Consider the following 17,196-nt stretch of genomic DNA (forward strand, 5'->3'; position numbering starts at 1 on the left):
CTCCCGTGCCCGGCTTCCAGAACGGTCAGAACCCCCTCCAACAACACAGTTGCTACAAGGACGTACTTGCGGCGTGTTCCGCGATGGTGGGCGGGCAAGGGCCCTGCAGCCAAGCCGCAGATCAGCCGCTTTGCAACGGATCTATCCGCGCTGTCCAAGCACGTGCGATGACAGCGGGGGTAACAGACGGGAGCAGGGTCGGCTGTTGCGCACTCGACGGTTGTTGAAGGACGTCAAGTTGTACTTGCCACGCGTTGCTGGTGACACACACGGCAAAAGGCCAGGCAAATCTCACCACCCAGACATCACCCCGCTTCGCGCATCCGGGCGGTCAGGCCCTTGAGGAAGGCGCGCAGCAACTGGTCGCCGCAGGGGCGAAAATTCTTGTGGCCGGGCTGGCGGAACAGCGCGGACAGTTCCGGCTTGGATAGCGGGAAGCCGGCGCTGGCGAAGATGGCGTGCATGTCCACGTCTTTCAGCTCGAAGGCCACGCGCAGTTTCTTCAGCACCAGGTTGTTGCCGACGCGGGTTTCCAGCGGGCGCACCGGCTGGCTTTCGTCACGGCCGCGGAAACGCAGCACCAGGCCGTCGAGGAAGCGCGCCAGCATCGCGTCGGTGCAGGGCTCGAAGCCGGGCTCGTCCTCCTTCTTCAGCCAGGCCTGTACCTGCGGCTTGTCGAGCGCGAACTCCGGGTCGGCCAGGTGGGTGATCTCCACTACCTTGTCGTCGCTGAGGTCGAGCATGTAGCGGATGCTGCGCAGTACATCGTTGTGGATCATGACAATTCCGGGGCCCCGGCCTGTCGCCGGAAAGGCGTCATTCTACGGGGCCGATGCGCAACGCGGCGTATGCCCCGCCGGTCCGTTGCCGAAGCGGCTGCCGCTCAGCTGCCGCGATAGGTGGAATACCCGTACGGCGAGAGCAGCAGCGGCACGTGGTAATGGCCGTCGTTGGCGATGCCGAACGCGATCGGGATCTGCTCCAGGAAGGGCGGGTCCGGCAGTGCGGTGCCGGTAGCACGCCAATAGCCGGCCACCTCGAACTCCAGCCGGTAGCGGCCGGGTTGCAGCGTGAGCGCGGCCAGTTCGGGGCAACGCCCGTCCTGGTTGGTGACCCCGGCAAAGTGCAGGCCGGCGTCGGCGAACAGGCGCAAGGCGATGCCGGCGGCGGGGCGGCCGGTGGCCGTATCCAGCACATGGGTGGACAGCGTGCTCATGCCACCGCCTGGGTCGGTTGCGGCCATTGGCCGACGAATTCGGGCTGGTCGTAGGCCAGGTAGCTGTCGACGATGGCCTGGCGGTCGTCCAGGAACAGCTGGTCGGCCACCGCGCGGGCCAGCCGCGGCAGCGCGACCTTGAGCCCGGACAGCGCTGCCGCCGACGGGCCGTGGTTGATCAGCGCCGAATAGTTGAAGGCGAACACCCCGTGCAGCAGCGCGGCATCCTCGGGCGTGCGCGGCAGCAGTTCGAAGCCCGGACCCAGGTAGGGATGCGCATCCAGCACCGGATTGGCCTGGCCCGGCGGCGGCTGGTAGCGGTCGGCCCAGCAGGCGATGCGCCCGGACAGCGCGGCCAGTTCCGGGCGCAGCTGCGGATCGGTGACCAGGCCGGTGGCAACGGCGAGGAAGTCGAAGCGGTGCTCGCCCTGCGGCGTACGCACCACCACCTCGCCATCGCGCTCGGCCACCTCCAGCCACGGCGCGCCCAGATGCAGCGCGAAGCCCGCATGCGCGCAGGCGCGTTGAAAGGTGTCGTTGGTCGGCGGCTGGTTGTGCGCGAAGAAGCTGGCCATCATCCGGTACTTGTCCGCATCCGGCAGGCTCAAAAAGCGCGGAATGATGCCGGCCTGTTCCATGTGGCGGAACGGATTGATGCGCGGCAATGCGCTGCGGCGCACGAACACCTCGGCGCTGGCGACGCCTTGATCCAGCGCGAAACAGGCATTGTCGAACGCCGAGGCGCCGCCGCCCAGGATGCCCACGCGCTTGCCGGCCAGCGCGGCGAAGTCGATGTGGCCGGAGGTGTGCGCGTAGCGCTCTGCGGGCAGGGCGCGGCTGATCCAGTCCGGCACCATCCATTGGCCGCCGCCCTGGATGCCGGTGGCCAGGACCAGCTTGCGCGTGAGCAGCGGCGCGCCCATGGCCAAATGCAGGCGGTGGATGCCCGGCGCCACGTCCGGCTCCACACGCGCCAGTTGCGTGGCATTGCGCACCGGCAGGCGCAGCACCGCGCGGTACCAGCGCAGATAGTCCATCCAGCTGCCGCGCGGAATCTTGTCCAGCGCGTCCCAGCCGGCGCTGCCGTGCTGGGCTTCCCACCAGGCGCGGAAGGTCAGCGAGGGCACGCCCAGGTCGATCGAGGTGATCTGCTTGGGCGTGCGCAGGGTCTGCATGCGCGCATAGGTCACCCACGGGCCTTCCTGCCCCGCGGCGTTTTCATCGATGACCAGCACGTTGTGCACGCGCTCGCGTTGCAGTGCGAACGCCGCGCCCAGGCCGCTCTGGCCGGCGCCGACGATCACCACGTCATACACATGCCCGGCCGGATGCACGCGCGGCTGCGTCCATGCATCGCCACCGTGGGCCAGGCGTTGCAGATCGTGGTGGAGCTCGCGTTCGAGTTGGGCCAGGCTCATGGCAGTGCCTCCAGGCGCAGGGATACGATCTTGCCGATCTCGGCGAGGGCGGTGGACAGTTCTTCGCTGCGCGATGCATCCAGCCGGCGTTCCAGCGCGGCCAGGATGCCGGCCTTGTCGTGCAGCCGTACGCAGATCACGAACGGAAATCCGAACCGGTGGCGATAGGCCTGATTGAGCGCGTGGAAGCGCTTGAACTCGGCGTCGCTGAGCCGGTCCAATCCGGCCGAGGCCTGCTCGGCCGCCGACGCGGCGGTGAGCGTGCGGTCGATTGCCGCCTTGCCGGCCAGCTCCGGATGCGCGCGGATCAATGCAACCTGGTCCTCCTGCGACGCGTCGAGCACCACCTGCATCAGCCCGCGGTACACATCGGCGAACGGGCGCCGCCGTGCAGCGCGTTCGACCACCCACGGCGAATGCTCGAACAGCTCGCGGTAGCGCGCCACGAAGGCGGCATCGTCCAGCACGCTGTCGTCGATCACGCTCATGCATGCGTCCCCTGCAGCGAGACATGCGCGGCCACCACTTTCCAGCCGTCGGAAAACCGCACCCAGCTCTGGCTCTGGCGGCCGCGCGCGCTGCTGCCGGCACGGATGAATTCCGCATGTGTGGTGGCGAAGTCGTGACCGAAGCCGTGCACCTGCACCTGCACGAGCTGGCGTTGCGGCGAGCCGCCGCGTCCGATGCGAAAGGCGCGGATCGCCTCGATGCCGTACAGCACTTCGCCCACGCCGTAGCGCACCGTGCTGGGTGCGGTATGGAACAGCGAATCCATCGCGGCGATGTCGTCGTCCATCAGCGCCTGTTCGTAGGCGTGGAAGGCCGCGGTCACTTGCGCGATCACCTCGGGCAGGTCGATGTCGGCGGTGTCGATGCTCATGCCGGATGGACCTGCAGCCAATGCCGCGCGATATCGATGCGGCGCGCAATCCAGGCATCGCCGCTGGCCAGCACGTGATCGACAAACCGTGCCAGGGCCGCGGCACGCGCCGGCTTGCCGACGATGCGCCCGTGCAGGCCGATCGACAGCATGCGCCCGCCCTCGCTGCGCAGTTGCTCGAAGCCATCGCGCAGGTAACGGAAGAACGGCTCGCCATCGGCAAAGCCGTTGTAGGCGACGAACTTCATGTCGTTGGCGTCCAGTGTGTACGGCACGATCAACTGCGCGCGGCCGTGACGCGTGTCGTAATACGGCACATCGTCGGCATAGCTGTCGGCGTCGTAGACAAAGCCGCCTTCCTCGGCGACCAGCCGCGCGGTGTTGGGGCTGGTGCGGCCCTGGTACCAGCCCAGTGGGCGGCTGCCGGTGACACGAGTGTGCACGGCGATGGCCTGCGCGATATGCGCGCGCTCGGTGGCCTCATCCACATGCTGGTAGTCGATCCAGCGCAGGCCGTGGCTGGCGATTTCCCAGTCGGCAGCCTGCATTGCGGCCACCGCCTCGGGATTGGAGGCCAAGGCCTGCGCCACGCCGAACACGGTCACCGGCACGTTGCGTGTGGCGAACAGCCGATGCAGCCGCCAGAAGCCAGCACGGCTGCCGTATTCGTACAGGCTCTCCATCGCCATGGCGCGCGCGCCGGGCTGCGCTTGCGTGCCGACCATCTCCGACAAAAAGGCTTCCGAGCCGGCATCGCCGTTGAGCACGCAGTTTTCCGCGCCCTCTTCGTAGTTGATGACGAACTGCACCGCGATGCGCGCGCCACCAGGCCACTGCGCCGCAGGTGGGGTGGCGCCATAGCCGACCAGGTCGCGCGCGGTGTTCATGCATGCGGCTCCGCGTGCCAGGCCGCCAGTGCGGCCTCCACCGCCAGCCCCGGTGTGCAGGCGTAGCCTTCGGCGCGCAACACCGCTTCCAGCGCGGCCAGGGTGATCAGCACCTTGTGCTTCATCGCGTTGTAGCCCATTGCGCCGATGCGCCAGATCCTGCCCTGCAGCGGGCCGAACGCGGTGCCGATCTCGATTTCGAAATCCTCGCGCATGCGTCGGCGCACCGCATCGCTGTCGATGCCGGGTGGAATCACCACGCCGGTGACATTGCTCATGCGGTGCGCATCGTCGCCGAACACCTCCAGCCCCAACGCGCGGATGCCGGCGCTCACCGCACGCCCGGCGGCGGCGTGGCGGGCGAAGCGTGCATCCAGGCCCTCCTGCAGTGCCACGCGCGCACATTCGCGGGCACCGTACAACATGGTGGTGGCTTCGGTGTGGTGATTGAGGCGCTTGTCGGACCAGTAATCCATGATCATCGCCAGATCGAAATAATTGGAGGCGATGCGCGGCCCGCTGCCGTTGATGATGTCGGCGCGCACGATGCCGCGTTCGACATGGCGGCGCGCGAAGATCGCCTCGGCCGCGGCATTGGACACGGTGATCGGTGCCGAGCCGGACGGCCCGCCCAGGCATTTCTGCAGGCCGCCGGTGACCACGTCCACGTCCCAGCGATCACTGGCGATCTCCATGCCGCCGATGGTGGCGGTGGCATCCACGTAACTCAGCGCACCGGCCGCGCGGCACAGCGCGCCCAGGCCATCCAGCGTCTGGGCCATGGTGGTGGAGGTGTCGCCGTGCACGGTGGCGACCAGCTTGGGTGCCACGCGCTCGATCGCCTCGGCGATTGCAGCAAGCGGCACCACTTCGCCCCAGGGCGCATCCACGGTGTGCACGTCGGCACCTAGCCGGCCGAGGATCTCGGTGAGCAGCAGGCCGAAGCGGCCGAAGTTGATCACCAGCACGCGGTCGCCCGGGCTGACCAGCGACACCAGCGCCGCTTCGATACCGGCGCGCGCGGTGCCATCGACCAGAAAGGTCCAGCGATTCTCGGTGCCGAACAGCGGCCGGTAAAGCGCCATCACCTCGTTCATGTAGGTGGTCATTTCCGGATCGAACTGGCCGAGCAGATCGGCGGCCATCGCGCGCAGCACGCGCGGATGCGCATTGACCGGACCCGGGCCCATCAACAGCCGTTGCGGGGGATCGAGCTCGCCGAAGGTAGGCAGGTGACGCAGATCAGGTGACAAGGGGATCTCCCAGGTGTTCGATGAAGTGGCGCATGACCGCCAGTGCGATCTCGGCATCGGCCGGGGCCACGTGTTCGTCCGGATGATGGCTGATGCCGCCGGCGCAGCGCACGAACAGCATCGCGGTGGGGCAGAGCGCGGCCATCACCATCGCATCGTGGCCGGCGCCGGACACCAGCTGGCGTGGCGCGATGCCCTGTGCAGCGACTGCGTGTTGCAGACGGGTCATCAGCGCCGGTGCGCAGGGGCTGGCGGCCAAGGCCTGCAACGGGTCGATGGCGATGGCGATGCCGCGGCTGGCGCTAATCCGCGCGAGCGCCTGTTCGATCTCCAGCACTGCCGCATCGCGCGTTGCGTCGTCGCCGGCGCGCACGTCCAGCGTGCAGTCCACCCGGCCCGGCACCACATTGGTGGCGCCGGGTGCGACGTTGAGCTTGCCGACCGTGGCGACCAGATCGTCGCTGCCGGCGCGTGCAATCCCTTCGATCGCCAGCAGGGCCTCGGCAGCGGCGCTCAATGCATCGCGACGCAGGGCCATGGTGGTTGTGCCGGCCTGGCCGGCGCGGCCGTCGAAGCGCAGCGCAAAGCGCCGCTGCGCCGCGATCGCGGTGACAATGCCGACCGGCAGGCCTTCGGCTTCCAGCACCGGGCCCTGTTCGATATGGGTTTCCAGATAGGCCAGCACGCTGCCGGGCGCGCGTGCGGCCTGCTGGATCTGCGCGATATCCAGGTCCCACTCCGCCAGCGCTTTGGCCACGTCGATGCCGGCTGCATCGGTGACCGCCAGCGTGGCGGGGGCGAGCGTGCCGGCGACTGCACGGCTGCAGAACATCGAGGCAGGAAAGCGCGACCCTTCTTCGTCGCCGAAGGCGATCACCTCGATCGCGAACGGCAGGCGCCGCCCCTGTGCATGCAGCGCGGCAACGCACTCGATGCCGAGCAGGATGCCGAGCGGGCCGTCGTAACGCCCGGCATCGCGCACGCTGTCCAGATGGCTGCCGATCAGCAGCGCCGGTGCATCAGCGCGGTCGCCCTCGTAACGCCCGACCAGATTGGCCGCTGCATCCAGCCGCACCTGCATGCCGGCCTGGCGCATCCACTCGCCCACCTGTGCAACGGCGGCGCGGTGCGCCGGGCTGAGCCAGGCACGGAACAGCCCGGCGGGGGTGTCGCTGTAGGGCGAAACGCCCAGGGCATCGCAGCGGGCGACCGCGCGTGCGCCCGAGCAGGGGGCGGATGAGGTGCGTTGCGCGCTCAGCATGAGGTGCCGTGCGGATGGGTTGTTCTGCCGGCGCTGCCAGGACCGCGATGCGACAGGATCTGGTGCATGAGGCCTCCGCAGGCGGCGTGGAAAGGGGGAACACGCTCGTTGGTCCATTGCCCGGCGATTGCCGGTGACATCGTGGCGACAGGCGCGCGTGGCAGGCAGCGCCTGTCGATTCGACTATACGAACCGTCCCCGTCACCCCAAAGCGGTTTTTTTAGGGGTGCGCGTTGCAAAAAATGCGACAGGCAGCTTGTGCTGCGTTGTGTCCCTTCTCCCGCCGGGAGAAGGTGCCCGCAGGGTAGATGAGGGCGCTGCACAGGGCTGTCAGCCCTCGCAATGACAAACGCGTCGCCACGCGGCATCAGAAGTGACACATCGCCTGCTTGGCCACGTACCCTCACCCGAAACTTTGCGCAGCGCCCCGGTCCGCGCTGGCGGCGCGGTCGCACCACTGCAAGCACGCTCGTCGCGTGCAGGCGCTGCATCAGCGCCCCCAGCGGGAGAAGTGCAGTCCACGCCGTCCCCATGGCACCAGCTGCTACAGTTTCCCGTATTCCATGAAAGAGATTCACCAATGGCGCGCGACAACTTCAAGGACCTGTTGGCGCTGATCGCCATCGTTCGCGAGGGCAGCTTTACCCGTGCTGCCGCCAAGCTGGGGGTTTCGCAGTCGGCGCTGAGTCACACCATCCGCGGGCTGGAAGCGACACTGGGCTTGCGCCTGCTGACCCGCACCACCCGCAGCGTGGCGCCGACCGAAGCCGGCGAGCGGCTGATCCAGACGGTGGCGCCGCGCTTTGCGGAAATCGAGGAGGCGCTGGCTGCGCTCGGCGACATGCGCGACACCCCCGCAGGCACCGTGCGCATCACCGCCACCGACTACGCCGCGCGCGCAATCCTGTGGCCCAAGCTGTCCGGGCTGCTGCGCGACTACCCCGAGATCAAGGTCGAAATCGTGGTCGACAATGGCTTGACCGACATCGTCGCCGACCGTTACGACCTGGGCGTGCGGCTGGGCGATCAGGTCGAGAAGGACATGATCGCTGCGCGCATCGCACCGGACATGCGCATGGCCATCGTCGCCGCGCCGTCCTATCTCGCGCGCCGCCCCATCCCCAGGACGCCGCAGGATCTCACCGCGCACCGCTGCATCAACCTGCGCATGAAAACCGCCGGCGGCATTTACGCCTGGGAGCTGGAAAAGGACGGCCGCGAAGTCATCGTGCGCGTGGATGGCCAGTTGACCTTCAACGGCACCTACGAAGCGCTGGACGCGGCGGTGGACGGCTTCGGCATCGCATTCGTGCAGGAAGATCTGGCGCGCCCGCACATCAAGGCCGGGCGGCTGCGCTGGGTGATGAAGGACTGGTCGCCGACCTGGCCGGGCTTGCACGCGTTCTATCCCAGCCGCCGGCATTCCTCCTCCGCCTTCAACCTGGTGGTCGACGCGTTGCGTTACAAAGGCTGATGGATCTGCCGCGTTGTCGGCATCACCGGTGCGCGGATCAGCACACGTGCAGCGGCAGCGACCCATGGTTCCGAGGCGATCGCAGCATGGACACATGCCTGCGTTGTTCTCGTGCAAGCCGAAGTCAGTGTCGAACAAAGGCGCAGTACGCTGCACGATCGTGGTACAGACACGCGGTTGATGAGCGGGCTTCATAAGCCCGTGCCGATTCACCATCTTTATCGCCATCCGCTGCCTGCGTAAGCTGCAGCACATCCAGACACGCGCACGCCCGAGCCGCAGCATTCGTTGCTGCATTGTGCCCGTCGTGCGTCGCTGCGGTGGCAGGTCGATGCAGTGCATCGCTGCCCGCAGCGCATCCCTTCCGAACGCAAGGTTCGCATCGAGCGCGGCGTTAGCGCGCTTGCGGCGTGGCGTTCGTCTCGCATCCAACGTCGCACAAGGGCCACACATGCAAGCCAGTTCGCTCGCTACCGATCCATCTTCGCGCGCCGCACCTGTCGCAACACGCCGTTCCTGGAGCGCGGTCGGCTCGATGTCGCTCTGCGTTGCGCTGCTGATCGCTTCCGAGTTCATGCCGGTCAGCCTGCTCACGCCGATTGCCGCCGATCTGCACGCCAGTGCCGGCATGGCCGGCCAGGCGATTTCGATCTCCGGCCTGTTCGCCGTGGTCGCCAGCCTACTGATCGCACCGCTGTCGTCGCGCTTCAACCGGCGCCATGTGTTGCTCGCCCTGACCGGGGTAATGCTGGTGTCGCTGTTGTTGATCGCCAACGCGCACAGCTTCGGCATGTTGATGGTGGCGCGCGCGCTGCTCGGCATCACCATCGGCGGGTTCTGGGCGCTCTCCACCGCCACGGTGATGCGCATCATGCCCGAGCATGCAGTGCCAAAGGCCTTGGGCATCATATTTATCGGTAACGCGGTCGCTGCCGCATTCGCCGCGCCGTTGGGCAGCTATCTGGGCGCGACCGTCGGCTGGCGCGGGGTGTTCTGGGGCATGTTGCCGCTGGTTGCGCTGACCATCGTCTGGCAGTGGCGCAGCCTGCCGTCGATGCCCGCGCAGGGCGCCACCTCGCTGGGTGGCATCGCCACCTTGTTGAAGCGTCGCTATGTGGCGCGCGCCATGCTGGCAATAATGCTGGGGTTTGCCGGTGCATTCTCCGCGTTCACCTATTTCCGCCCGTTTCTGGAAACCATCGCGCAGGTCGATGTGTCGCAGCTGTCGTTGCTGCTGCTTGGCCTGGGTCTGGCCGGGTTCGTCGGGACCTATGCCGCCACCGCGCTGGTGCCGAAGCGCTTGTTCACCCTGCTCAGCGTGCTGCCGGTCGCGCTGGGTGTGGCGACCATCAGCATGCTGCTGGCCGGCCATGTGGTGTGGGCCGTGGCCGTGGCGATGATTGCCTGGGGCACGCTCAACTCGGCGATGCCGGTGGCGTGGTCCACCTGGTTGAGCCGCTGCGTCAAGGACGCACCGGAAAGCGGTGGTGGCCTGATGGTGGCCGCGATCCAGCTTTCCATCATGCTGGGTGGTGCCGCAGGCGGCGTGCTGCTGGATCATGTGTCGATCGGCGCCACCTTCGTCGGTGCCAGCGTGTTGCTGCTGGCAGCGTCACTGGTTGCAGGGCGGGGCGATCGTTTGCAGCCGTGAGTGCTGGCGCTTGCACGATGCAGCGCGCAGTGCGTGGAGGCCAGTTCGTGCCACGTAACGACGCGAGGGGCGGTAGCGGATTTTCTGGAGCGCATCACGAAGCCCACGAACGCGCGTGCCTTGCGCGGCAGTGAAGTTTGCCATCGGCCACAGCCCGCGGCCCACGCTTAAGGTGTCTGCGTCGGCGTTGCTGCGTGGTACTGCTGCCATTCGAGCAGCGCCGGTCTGATGCCGAGAGCCAAAGGAAGGCGTTGGCGAGCGCAACGTTGTCAGCAAGCGCAAGCACGTTTGGCTGCTGTGCAGCCGTGAGCGTGCTCCTGGCGTTATTTCCATCAGTCCAATGTGAGATGACAAGCACCTCACACCAAAACAGAGTTTGCCGGGCTCAATCCGCCGACAGCGATCCCAGGGTGAAGCCGGGCACGGCATTGACCTTGCCGCGCCAGAGCACACCACGGTTGCTGGGCAGGGGTTGGCCGCCGGGCGAGAAGCAACGCGAGTCGATCAGGTGAATGAACTGCGGCGGCCGGCTGCTTTGCGCATCTTCCTCGGTGTCGTAGATGCTGGCGTGGCTGGCAAACGCACGACGGATATCCTCTTTTTCCTCGGCGTCGCCGGGATAGGCGGCAGAGAATTCCTGCGCAAACGCCTCGAAGTACTGTTTTCCGCTGACCAGCTGGCCCGACACGATGATGCCTTCGACAAACAGCGTGATGCCGAACTGCACGTTCGAGGTGTTGACGGTGGCGACCAGCTTCTGCAGATACCAATCCACGCTCTGGCCGTCGAACGCCAGCTTGACGTCCTCCAGGTTCGGTTGGTTGTCGTCTTGCTCTGTCATGTGGCTCTCCTTGGTGGAAGGTCTGATGCGTGTGTCGAAATAAGCGCGGCGATGGACCTACTCATCGCCCCGCATGCCCAAGAAAGCAAGCGCGTCCTGTCCAGTGACCGGCGTGCTTGAGTCCGCCAGCGTCGCCTTGAAGAGCATGCACGGAGTCTATGACATGTTCGCCTTGTCGGCCTGTCCTGGCTGGCGTCCTGATCGCTAGCGCTCGCCGCTGCCATCGTGCAAGCCGAGGTTCTGACGCGATGGCTCGATTGGCTCTCAGCAACGTTCACCCGCTACCGACGCAGATGCAGGAAGCGCCAACACGCCCAACCATCACCACCCAGCCACCGCACCATCGGATCGCGGATCACTAGCGCCGCTGATCACGCCATCCAGCTCGCGCACCAACGCGCCGGCGTGTCCCATCACCGGGGTATAGGCGGGCAACAACTCCACCGCATGCCCGGCATCACGCAGTGCCTGCACCAGCGCCGGATCAAAGCGGTCTTCCAATTTTAGTGACGTGCTGTCTTCGCCCCAGGTGCGGCCGAGCAGCCAGCGCGGTGCCGTGATCGCTTGTTGTAGCGGCATACCGAAACGGGCGTAGCGGGAGAAGATCGCGGCCTGGGTTTGTGGCTGGCCTTCGCCGCCCATGGTGCCGTAGGCCATGACGCGGCCGTCGTCGAAGGTGGCCAGGGCAGGGTTCAGGGTGTGGAAGGGTTTGCGGCCCGGGGCGAGCGCGTTCCAGCCGTCGGCGGCGAGGCGGAAGCTGCAGCCACGGTTTTGCCAGGTGATGCCGGTGCGCGGCAGCACCAGGCCGGAGCCGAATTCGAAATAGGTGGACTGGATGCAGCTGACCGCGCGGCCGTGTGCGTCGATGGCGCCGAACCAGACGGTGTCGCCGGCCTGCGAGGGCTGCGGCCAGGGCAGTGCGCTGCGCATGTCGATGCGGGCGGCGAGCGCGTCGAGTGCGGCGCTGTCATCGAGTAGCGCCTGTGCGTCCAGCGTCATCCAGGCGGGGTCGCCGAGGTGCGCGTCGCGGATCAGGAAGGCCTGTTTGGTGGCTTCGATCAGGCCGTGCAGGTGCGCATAGCTATCGGGCTGATCGGCCTGCAGGCGATCGAACAAGGCAAGGATCAGCAGCGAAGCGAGGCCTTGCGTGGGCGGTGCGTGGTTGTAGAGGCGCGCGCCGTGGATGGCGGCCGAGAGCGGTACGCTGGGCTCGGCACGATGACTTGCGAGATCGTGCGCGCGGAGCGGGCTGCCGAGCGCCTGCAGGTCGGCGGCGATGTCCTCGGCCAATGCGCCGCGATAGAAACTGTCCAGGCCCTGGTCGGCCAGCCGTTGCAGGGTGTGTGCGAGCTGCGTCTGATACAGCAGTGCGCCTTCGTGCAGCGGCACGCCGTGCGGTTCGAAGATGCTGGCGTAGGCACCGGGTTGCACGCGCAGCTCGGCGCTCTTGCTGGCGGCGATGTGCGCACCGCCCAGCGTCACCGGCACGCCAGCACTGGCGTGGTGGATGGCGTCATGCAACAGGCGCTGCAGCGAGAGGCTGCCGCCTGCGTGCTGCAGGGCAAGCGCCCAGCCGGAGACGGTGCCGGCGACGGTATTGGCCGCGCCCGGGCCGCGCCAGGGGATGCTGGTGTGGCCGCGATAGAACTCCAGTGTTGCAGCCTGTGCGGCACGGCCGCAGGCATCGATGGCGTGCACGCGGCCGTCGGGGTCGTGGATCAGCCAGAAGCCGTCGCCACCGATACCGGTCATGTGCGGGTAGACCACGGCCAGGCAGGCCGCGGTGGCGACGGCCGCTTCGATGGCATTGCCGCCGTCGCGCAGCACATCGCGCCCGGCCTGCGCGGCAAGGTGATGCGGGGCCACGACCATGCCGCGGCGTGCGCGCAAGGTATGCAGCATCAGCGTGTCTCCGCTGGCGGGCTGAAGGCGAGCAGGCCGTCGCGTTCGAGGTGCGCGGCGAGCGCGAACAGGCGGTCTTCGCGGCCGGGTGCGGCAATCAGCTGCACGCCCAGCGGCAGGCGACCGGGGCGCGGCAACGGCGCGGCCAGCACCGGGCACGCGGCCAGGCCGAGCGGCTGGGTGAAGATCCCCAGGTTGGCGCGTGCGGACACCGGCAGGCCGTCGATCTGGATGGTGTCCTGGTCGATGCGCGGCGCCGCGCAGGGTGTGGCCGGCGCGATCAACACATCCACCTCGTCCCAGAGGCGTTGCATGGCGGTGCCAAACCACTGCGCGAAGCGGTGCGCATCGGCCACCGCGCTGGCGGGTAGTTGCAGGCCGGCGAGCAGGCGGTCGCGGGTGGCCGGGTCGAACTGCTCGGCCTGCGTGCTCAGGCCGGCGCGATGGCGGTGGCCGCCCTCGGCGGCGGTGAGCACGAAGGCGGCGGCGCGGGCGCGTTCTGCGTCGGGGAGTTCGATGAGGGCAGTGCTATTGCAGGCGGTGAGCAATGCGCCCAGGCCGGCGTCCAGCGCGGGATCCAGGTTGCGCTGGAACCAGCCGCCCAGGCGGGCGATGCGCAAGTTGCCGGCAGTGCAGTGGGTCAGTGGCTGCCCCAGCATCACTTCGTAGACGCGGCGCAGGTCGGCGATGGAGGTGGCGAACGGGCCCACCACATCCAGCGCATCGACGAAGCCGAACACGCCATCCAGCGGCAACGCGCCGTGCGTGGGACGCAGGCCGTACACACCGCACAGCGCGGCCGGCACGCGGATGGAGCCGTTGGTGTCCGAGCCCAGCGCGAACGGCACCAGCCCGGCGGCCACCGCGGCGGCCGAGCCGCCCGACGAGCCACCGGCCAGATGACGGTGATCGTGCGGGTTGGCGGTGGTGCCGTAGTGCGCGTTGACGGTGGCAAAGCCGTAGGCAAACTCGTCCATGTTGGCGGTGCCGACCAGCACCGCGCCGGCATCGCTCAGCCGTTGCACCACGGACGCATCGCGGCTGGCGGGAGCGCACTGCGCGCGCATGGCGGCGCCGGCGGTGGTGACCTGGCCGGCAACGTCGAACAGATCCTTGACTACAAACGGTACGCCGGCCAACGCACCGCCATCGCTGCCACCGGCCAGCGCGGCCTGCACGCGCGCAGCGTCGGCGGCAGCGCGTGCGGGCAGCAGGCGGGTGATCGCGCGCAGGCTGCCGTTGGCCTGATGGATGCGCGTCAGCGTCTGGGTGGCATGGCGCGCGGCCAGCGTAGGCTGGCTGCGGGTGGTGCTGACGATGGAGCCGATCAGCCCGCGCGGCGTGGTGGTGTCCGGTGCGGCGGGACGCGGCGCGTTGAAGCTGGCGAGCAGCTGCGCGTGGCCACGCAGCACCTCGGTATTGCGATCGATGCCGGCCTGCCACTGCGCTGGGAGTTGCATGGGGTCACCTGGTTGAGGGCTGGGATTCGGGATTTGGGATTCGGGATTGGGATGCCGCAGCCTCATCCGCGCCTCGGGTAGCTTCTCCCGAGGGGAGAATGGGGAGCGGCAGGCCGACTGCTGGTGGCTGCGGCGCGGTGAGGTGGTCTACCAGCAATTGTTCGAACGCTTCGATATCCACCGCGTGCACCACCGTCTGCGCCTGCTCGCCCAGTCCCGGTTGATAGCCTGGCGCCCATGACAGGATGTCGCCGTAGCCTGCATCGAACGCGGTGTTGGTATCGACGTAGAGCGTCTCGGTCCGCGTCGCCAGCTCGGGGCGCAGCCATACCGCGGTGGCCAGCTCGTCCCACAGCGGAAAGCCGGGTTCGCGGCGGCGCAATGCGCGGCCGATGCTGGTATCGGCCGCGCTCATGCGCGCCAGCAAGTCGGGCGTGAGCTCGGTTGCGGTCGATGGATCCACCGGCACCATGGTGATCTTGCGCCAAGGTGCGCGCATGACGATGCTGGCCGCTTCCGGATCCCAGCGGATATTGAATTCGCGGCGTGGCGAGTTGACGAACTCGCGTGCGAACTGTTGCGCGCTGATGCTGTTGCGTTGCTGCCGCGGGTTGAGGCTGCCGCCCATGTAGACCAGCTCGCGTGCCAGCGTGGCGAAGGCCGGATCCAGCGATTGCGCGAGTGCCAGGTTGGTCAACGGGCCTGTGGCAATGATGCTCACCTCGCCCGGATACTTGCGCACCATGCGCAGCATAAATAACGCGGCCGGCTCGTCGGACGCGCGCACCACGCTGGGATTGCCCAACGGCAGGTCGGGCACCACGTCGTGGGCGTGATAACGCGGCGCGCTTTGCACGGTGTCGCCATCCACCCAGTGCCTGGTCCAGGCACCTTTCCAGACCAGCTTGCCGTAGAGCGCTTCCCAACGCTCGGTGGCCAGTTCGCTGTTGAGCAGCGGATGCACCGGGCCGGGCAGCACCGGGATGTCGGGGCGACCGGCCAATTCCAGCAGGCGGCAGCTATGCGCCAGCACTTCGTCGCGCCAGATGTTGCCGCTGACCGCGCTGATGCCCAGCACCTCGACCTCGGGCGACTGCAACAGCAGCAGCTGCGCGGGTGTAAAGCCGTCGATGTCGTCTTCGAGAATGACGCGGCGTTTGAAGGAGACGGCGTGCGGATCGGTCATTGCGTTTTTGTCGTGGAAGGTTGAATGCATTGCAACGGCGATGGATCGAGGGCGTTTGTAGGAGCGTGCCTGCGCGCGACGGCGGGTTACCGGTAAAGCCCGTTCGCGCTCTGGCGCGCTCCTACCTGCAACAACGTGCGTTCGTACTGGGCCAGGTCGGTTTCCAGCTGCCATTGCAGCCGAGCCTTCTCGCTGCCCTGGCGAAACGTTCGACACGCAGCATCATCGGCTTCGCGCTGCAGTGCAGTGACACAGGCCTGTACGGCTGCACCGTCGGCATCCCACAAGCTGGCGCCCGGCAGGAAGCTGTAGGTGAGGCCGTTGCGCGCGAGCTGCTTGAGCGTGGGGTAATCGATACCTTGTTCCTGCATCGCGCGCTGATATTCGTGGGTCATGTCCGCGCGGGAGACGCCGGCATCGTCAGTGGACAGCACCACCGGCACACCGGCGCGCAGATACATCGCCAGCGGATGCGCGGCGCCTTTGACACCAAGGATCACATCGTTGCTGGTGAGGTTGATCTCTACCGCAACCTGTTGGTCGCGCATGCGCTGCAGCAGTCCATCGACGTCGTCTTCGTAGGGCAGGTCCACGCCGTGACCGATGCGGCGTGCACCGACATCCACCGCCTGGCGGATGTGCGAGCGCAGTTGCGCCGGCGGCACCAGGCCCAGGGCCAGCTCGCCGGCATGCAGGGACAGCGGCACGTCGGGATAGCGCGTGGCGAAGAAGCGGAACATCGCCATGTGGCGGGTGTAATCGGCCAGCGCCACCGGGTTGTCTTCGGGCGCGACGATGTTCAACGCCACCGCGCGGCTGCCGCCGGCGGCGATCAGCGCGTGCGCCAGCGCCATCTGCCCGAACACCATCGGCTGCGGCAACACGCGCAGCACATAAGGCACGTAGCGATACGTCACCCGGCAGCCGGGACGCGCAGTGGGCTGGTCGCAGTGCAGCACGCGCCGCACCTGGGCATCGGTGTCGGCAAGCGCGCCTTGTGCTGCCTGCACCAGTGGCGGCAAGGCATCCTGCAGCGCGCGCAGGTTGGCCGCGTCGTCGTCTCCGTTCCAGGGCAGGGACTGCATCCGTGTTGCCGCCTGGTCCATTTGCGGCGGGTTGGCAATGATTTCCACATACGGCACGCGGTCGCGCGCGGCCTGTTCCAGCACTGCGGCCACGGTGTCGGCAACGCGCGCGCGCACCACCGCGTCGAACTTGCCGAAGGTGTTGAAGAACTGATCGTGTCCGGTGGGCTGCGATGGGCTGGGCAGGAACTTGCGCATCGACAGGGCATTCACCAGCTGGCCATACAGCGCGGCATTGCGCGTGGCGAGGTCGCGTGCGGGCTCCTGGCCCTGGGCGCACGGCGGCGCGCGCAGGCTCAGGTCGTCCAGTTGCACGCAGGCGCCATCGTCGCTGGCCCACTGCAGGTAGTCCTCGGCATACACCGAGCCGGACAGATGATTGTGCAGGTCGCCGCCCTTGGGCATGGCTTGCAGCCACGCGCGCAATTGCGCAGGTTGCGCGGCCGCGTCGTGAAACAGCTGCGCCACCTGCTGCTCGCGTTGTTGCGCAGGCGCCTGCGCCGGGCGTGCGAGCGTCATGCCCGGTAACAAGGTGCACAAGCTGAGGATCAGACAGCGATAACGATGTGGCATGTGGTGAGCTCTGGGAATGAGACAGCACGTGGCGCTGCCGGTTGCGGTGCAGCTTGCCGCGCGACGCGGTGGGTGACCAGGGGGGGCAGGAGATGAAATAGCTGCGGTG

Annotated in this window: 15 protein-coding genes; 2 read left to right on the forward strand and 13 right to left on the reverse strand. The window is 67.6% G+C overall.

What is annotated here, in order from left to right:
- Positions 1-305: 305 nt before the first annotated feature.
- From LL972_RS14365 to LL972_RS14400, 8 genes are all read right to left on the reverse strand, one after another.
- Complete coding sequence (locus tag LL972_RS14365) at positions 306-779, reverse strand: DUF1456 family protein (RefSeq protein ID WP_016901421.1); 474 nt, start codon at positions 777-779, stop codon at positions 306-308.
- Positions 780-883: 104 nt separating this feature from the next.
- The gene (gene uraH / locus LL972_RS14370) at positions 884-1,243 is read right to left on the reverse strand and encodes a hydroxyisourate hydrolase (RefSeq protein WP_119129323.1); all 360 of its coding nucleotides are present in this window, start codon (positions 1,241-1,243) and stop codon (positions 884-886) included.
- On the reverse strand, positions 1,213-2,634 hold the full coding sequence (hpyO, locus tag LL972_RS14375; protein WP_228328165.1) for an FAD-dependent urate hydroxylase HpyO: 1,422 nt from the start codon (positions 2,632-2,634) through the stop codon (positions 1,213-1,215). Before hpyO ends, uraH begins: the two co-directional genes overlap by 31 nt.
- The gene (gene uraD, locus LL972_RS14380) at positions 2,631-3,122 is read right to left on the reverse strand and encodes a 2-oxo-4-hydroxy-4-carboxy-5-ureidoimidazoline decarboxylase (protein ID WP_228328166.1); all 492 of its coding nucleotides are present in this window, start codon (positions 3,120-3,122) and stop codon (positions 2,631-2,633) included. The genes hpyO and uraD overlap by 4 nt, the downstream gene beginning before the upstream one ends.
- Positions 3,119-3,514, reverse strand: coding sequence for an oxalurate catabolism protein HpxZ (gene hpxZ / locus LL972_RS14385; RefSeq protein ID WP_228328167.1), 396 nt, complete (start codon positions 3,512-3,514; stop codon positions 3,119-3,121). Before hpxZ ends, uraD begins: the two co-directional genes overlap by 4 nt.
- Entirely contained in the window at positions 3,511-4,401 is an 891-nt protein-coding gene (puuE, locus tag LL972_RS14390; RefSeq protein WP_228328168.1) for an allantoinase PuuE, read from the reverse strand. Before puuE ends, hpxZ begins: the two co-directional genes overlap by 4 nt.
- Positions 4,398-5,654 (reverse strand): pyridoxal-phosphate-dependent aminotransferase family protein, encoded by a 1,257-nt coding sequence (locus LL972_RS14395; protein WP_228328169.1) that lies wholly within the window; start codon positions 5,652-5,654, stop codon positions 4,398-4,400. Before LL972_RS14395 ends, puuE begins: the two co-directional genes overlap by 4 nt.
- Positions 5,644-6,915, reverse strand: coding sequence for an allantoate amidohydrolase (locus LL972_RS14400; RefSeq protein WP_228328170.1), 1,272 nt, complete (start codon positions 6,913-6,915; stop codon positions 5,644-5,646). Before LL972_RS14400 ends, LL972_RS14395 begins: the two co-directional genes overlap by 11 nt.
- A gap of 580 nt (positions 6,916-7,495) precedes the next feature.
- Here LL972_RS14400 and LL972_RS14405 point away from each other — a divergent pair.
- Both LL972_RS14405 and LL972_RS14410 read left to right on the forward strand, forming a co-directional pair.
- Positions 7,496-8,389, forward strand: a complete 894-nt coding sequence (locus LL972_RS14405) for a LysR family transcriptional regulator (protein ID WP_228328171.1) — start codon at positions 7,496-7,498, stop codon at positions 8,387-8,389.
- A 451-nt stretch (positions 8,390-8,840) separates the two neighbouring features.
- Positions 8,841-10,040 carry an MFS transporter gene (locus LL972_RS14410; RefSeq protein ID WP_228328172.1) on the forward strand — a complete coding sequence of 400 codons (1,200 nt, stop codon included), beginning with the start codon at positions 8,841-8,843 and terminating at the stop codon, positions 10,038-10,040.
- A 385-nt stretch (positions 10,041-10,425) separates the two neighbouring features.
- On the opposite strand, the gene gvpU is transcribed toward LL972_RS14410, so the two are convergent.
- The 5 genes from gvpU to LL972_RS14435 all read right to left on the reverse strand — a co-directional run bounded on the left by gvpU (position 10,426) and on the right by LL972_RS14435 (position 17,087).
- Positions 10,426-10,881, reverse strand: coding sequence for a gas vesicle accessory protein GvpU (gene gvpU / locus LL972_RS14415; protein ID WP_228328173.1), 456 nt, complete (start codon positions 10,879-10,881; stop codon positions 10,426-10,428).
- Between the two features lie 321 nt (positions 10,882-11,202).
- A complete protein-coding gene (locus LL972_RS14420) occupies positions 11,203-12,783 on the reverse strand; it encodes a gamma-glutamyltransferase family protein (RefSeq protein ID WP_228328174.1) in 1,581 nt (526 codons plus the stop codon).
- Positions 12,783-14,243 (reverse strand): AtzE family amidohydrolase, encoded by a 1,461-nt coding sequence (locus LL972_RS14425; protein ID WP_228328175.1) that lies wholly within the window; start codon positions 14,241-14,243, stop codon positions 12,783-12,785. The genes LL972_RS14420 and LL972_RS14425 overlap by 1 nt, the downstream gene beginning before the upstream one ends.
- Positions 14,244-14,247: 4 nt before the next feature.
- The gene (locus tag LL972_RS14430; RefSeq protein ID WP_228328176.1) at positions 14,248-15,429 is read right to left on the reverse strand and encodes a nucleoside hydrolase; all 1,182 of its coding nucleotides are present in this window, start codon (positions 15,427-15,429) and stop codon (positions 14,248-14,250) included.
- Positions 15,430-15,515: 86 nt separating this feature from the next.
- Entirely contained in the window at positions 15,516-17,087 is a 1,572-nt protein-coding gene (locus tag LL972_RS14435) for an adenosine deaminase family protein (protein ID WP_228328177.1), read from the reverse strand.
- Between the last annotated feature and the right edge of the window lie 109 nt (positions 17,088-17,196).

The sequence above is a fragment of the Xanthomonas campestris pv. asclepiadis genome, assembly GCF_020784175.1.
Lineage (GTDB): Bacteria > Pseudomonadota > Gammaproteobacteria > Xanthomonadales > Xanthomonadaceae > Xanthomonas > Xanthomonas campestris_D.

Excerpts from the sequence above, each read along its gene's own strand:
- LL972_RS14365 (WP_016901421.1), bottom strand. The coding sequence starts at position 779 with ATGATCCACAACGATGTACTGCGCAGCATCCGCTACATGCTCGACCTC.
- uraH (WP_119129323.1), bottom strand. The coding sequence starts at position 1,243 with ATGGCCGCAACCGACCCAGGCGGTGGCATGAGCACGCTGTCCACCCAT.
- hpyO (WP_228328165.1), bottom strand. The coding sequence starts at position 2,634 with ATGAGCCTGGCCCAACTCGAACGCGAGCTCCACCACGATCTGCAACGC.
- uraD (WP_228328166.1), bottom strand. The coding sequence starts at position 3,122 with ATGAGCGTGATCGACGACAGCGTGCTGGACGATGCCGCCTTCGTGGCG.
- hpxZ (WP_228328167.1), bottom strand. The coding sequence starts at position 3,514 with ATGAGCATCGACACCGCCGACATCGACCTGCCCGAGGTGATCGCGCAA.
- puuE (WP_228328168.1), bottom strand. The coding sequence starts at position 4,401 with ATGAACACCGCGCGCGACCTGGTCGGCTATGGCGCCACCCCACCTGCG.
- LL972_RS14400 (WP_228328170.1), bottom strand. The coding sequence starts at position 6,915 with ATGCTGAGCGCGCAACGCACCTCATCCGCCCCCTGCTCGGGCGCACGC.
- LL972_RS14405 (WP_228328171.1), top strand. The coding sequence starts at position 7,496 with ATGGCGCGCGACAACTTCAAGGACCTGTTGGCGCTGATCGCCATCGTT.
- LL972_RS14410 (WP_228328172.1), top strand. The coding sequence starts at position 8,841 with ATGCAAGCCAGTTCGCTCGCTACCGATCCATCTTCGCGCGCCGCACCT.
- gvpU (WP_228328173.1), bottom strand. The coding sequence starts at position 10,881 with ATGACAGAGCAAGACGACAACCAACCGAACCTGGAGGACGTCAAGCTG.
- LL972_RS14420 (WP_228328174.1), bottom strand. The coding sequence starts at position 12,783 with ATGCTGCATACCTTGCGCGCACGCCGCGGCATGGTCGTGGCCCCGCAT.
- LL972_RS14425 (WP_228328175.1), bottom strand. The coding sequence starts at position 14,243 with ATGCAACTCCCAGCGCAGTGGCAGGCCGGCATCGATCGCAATACCGAG.
- LL972_RS14430 (WP_228328176.1), bottom strand. The coding sequence starts at position 15,429 with ATGACCGATCCGCACGCCGTCTCCTTCAAACGCCGCGTCATTCTCGAA.
- LL972_RS14435 (WP_228328177.1), bottom strand. The coding sequence starts at position 17,087 with ATGCCACATCGTTATCGCTGTCTGATCCTCAGCTTGTGCACCTTGTTA.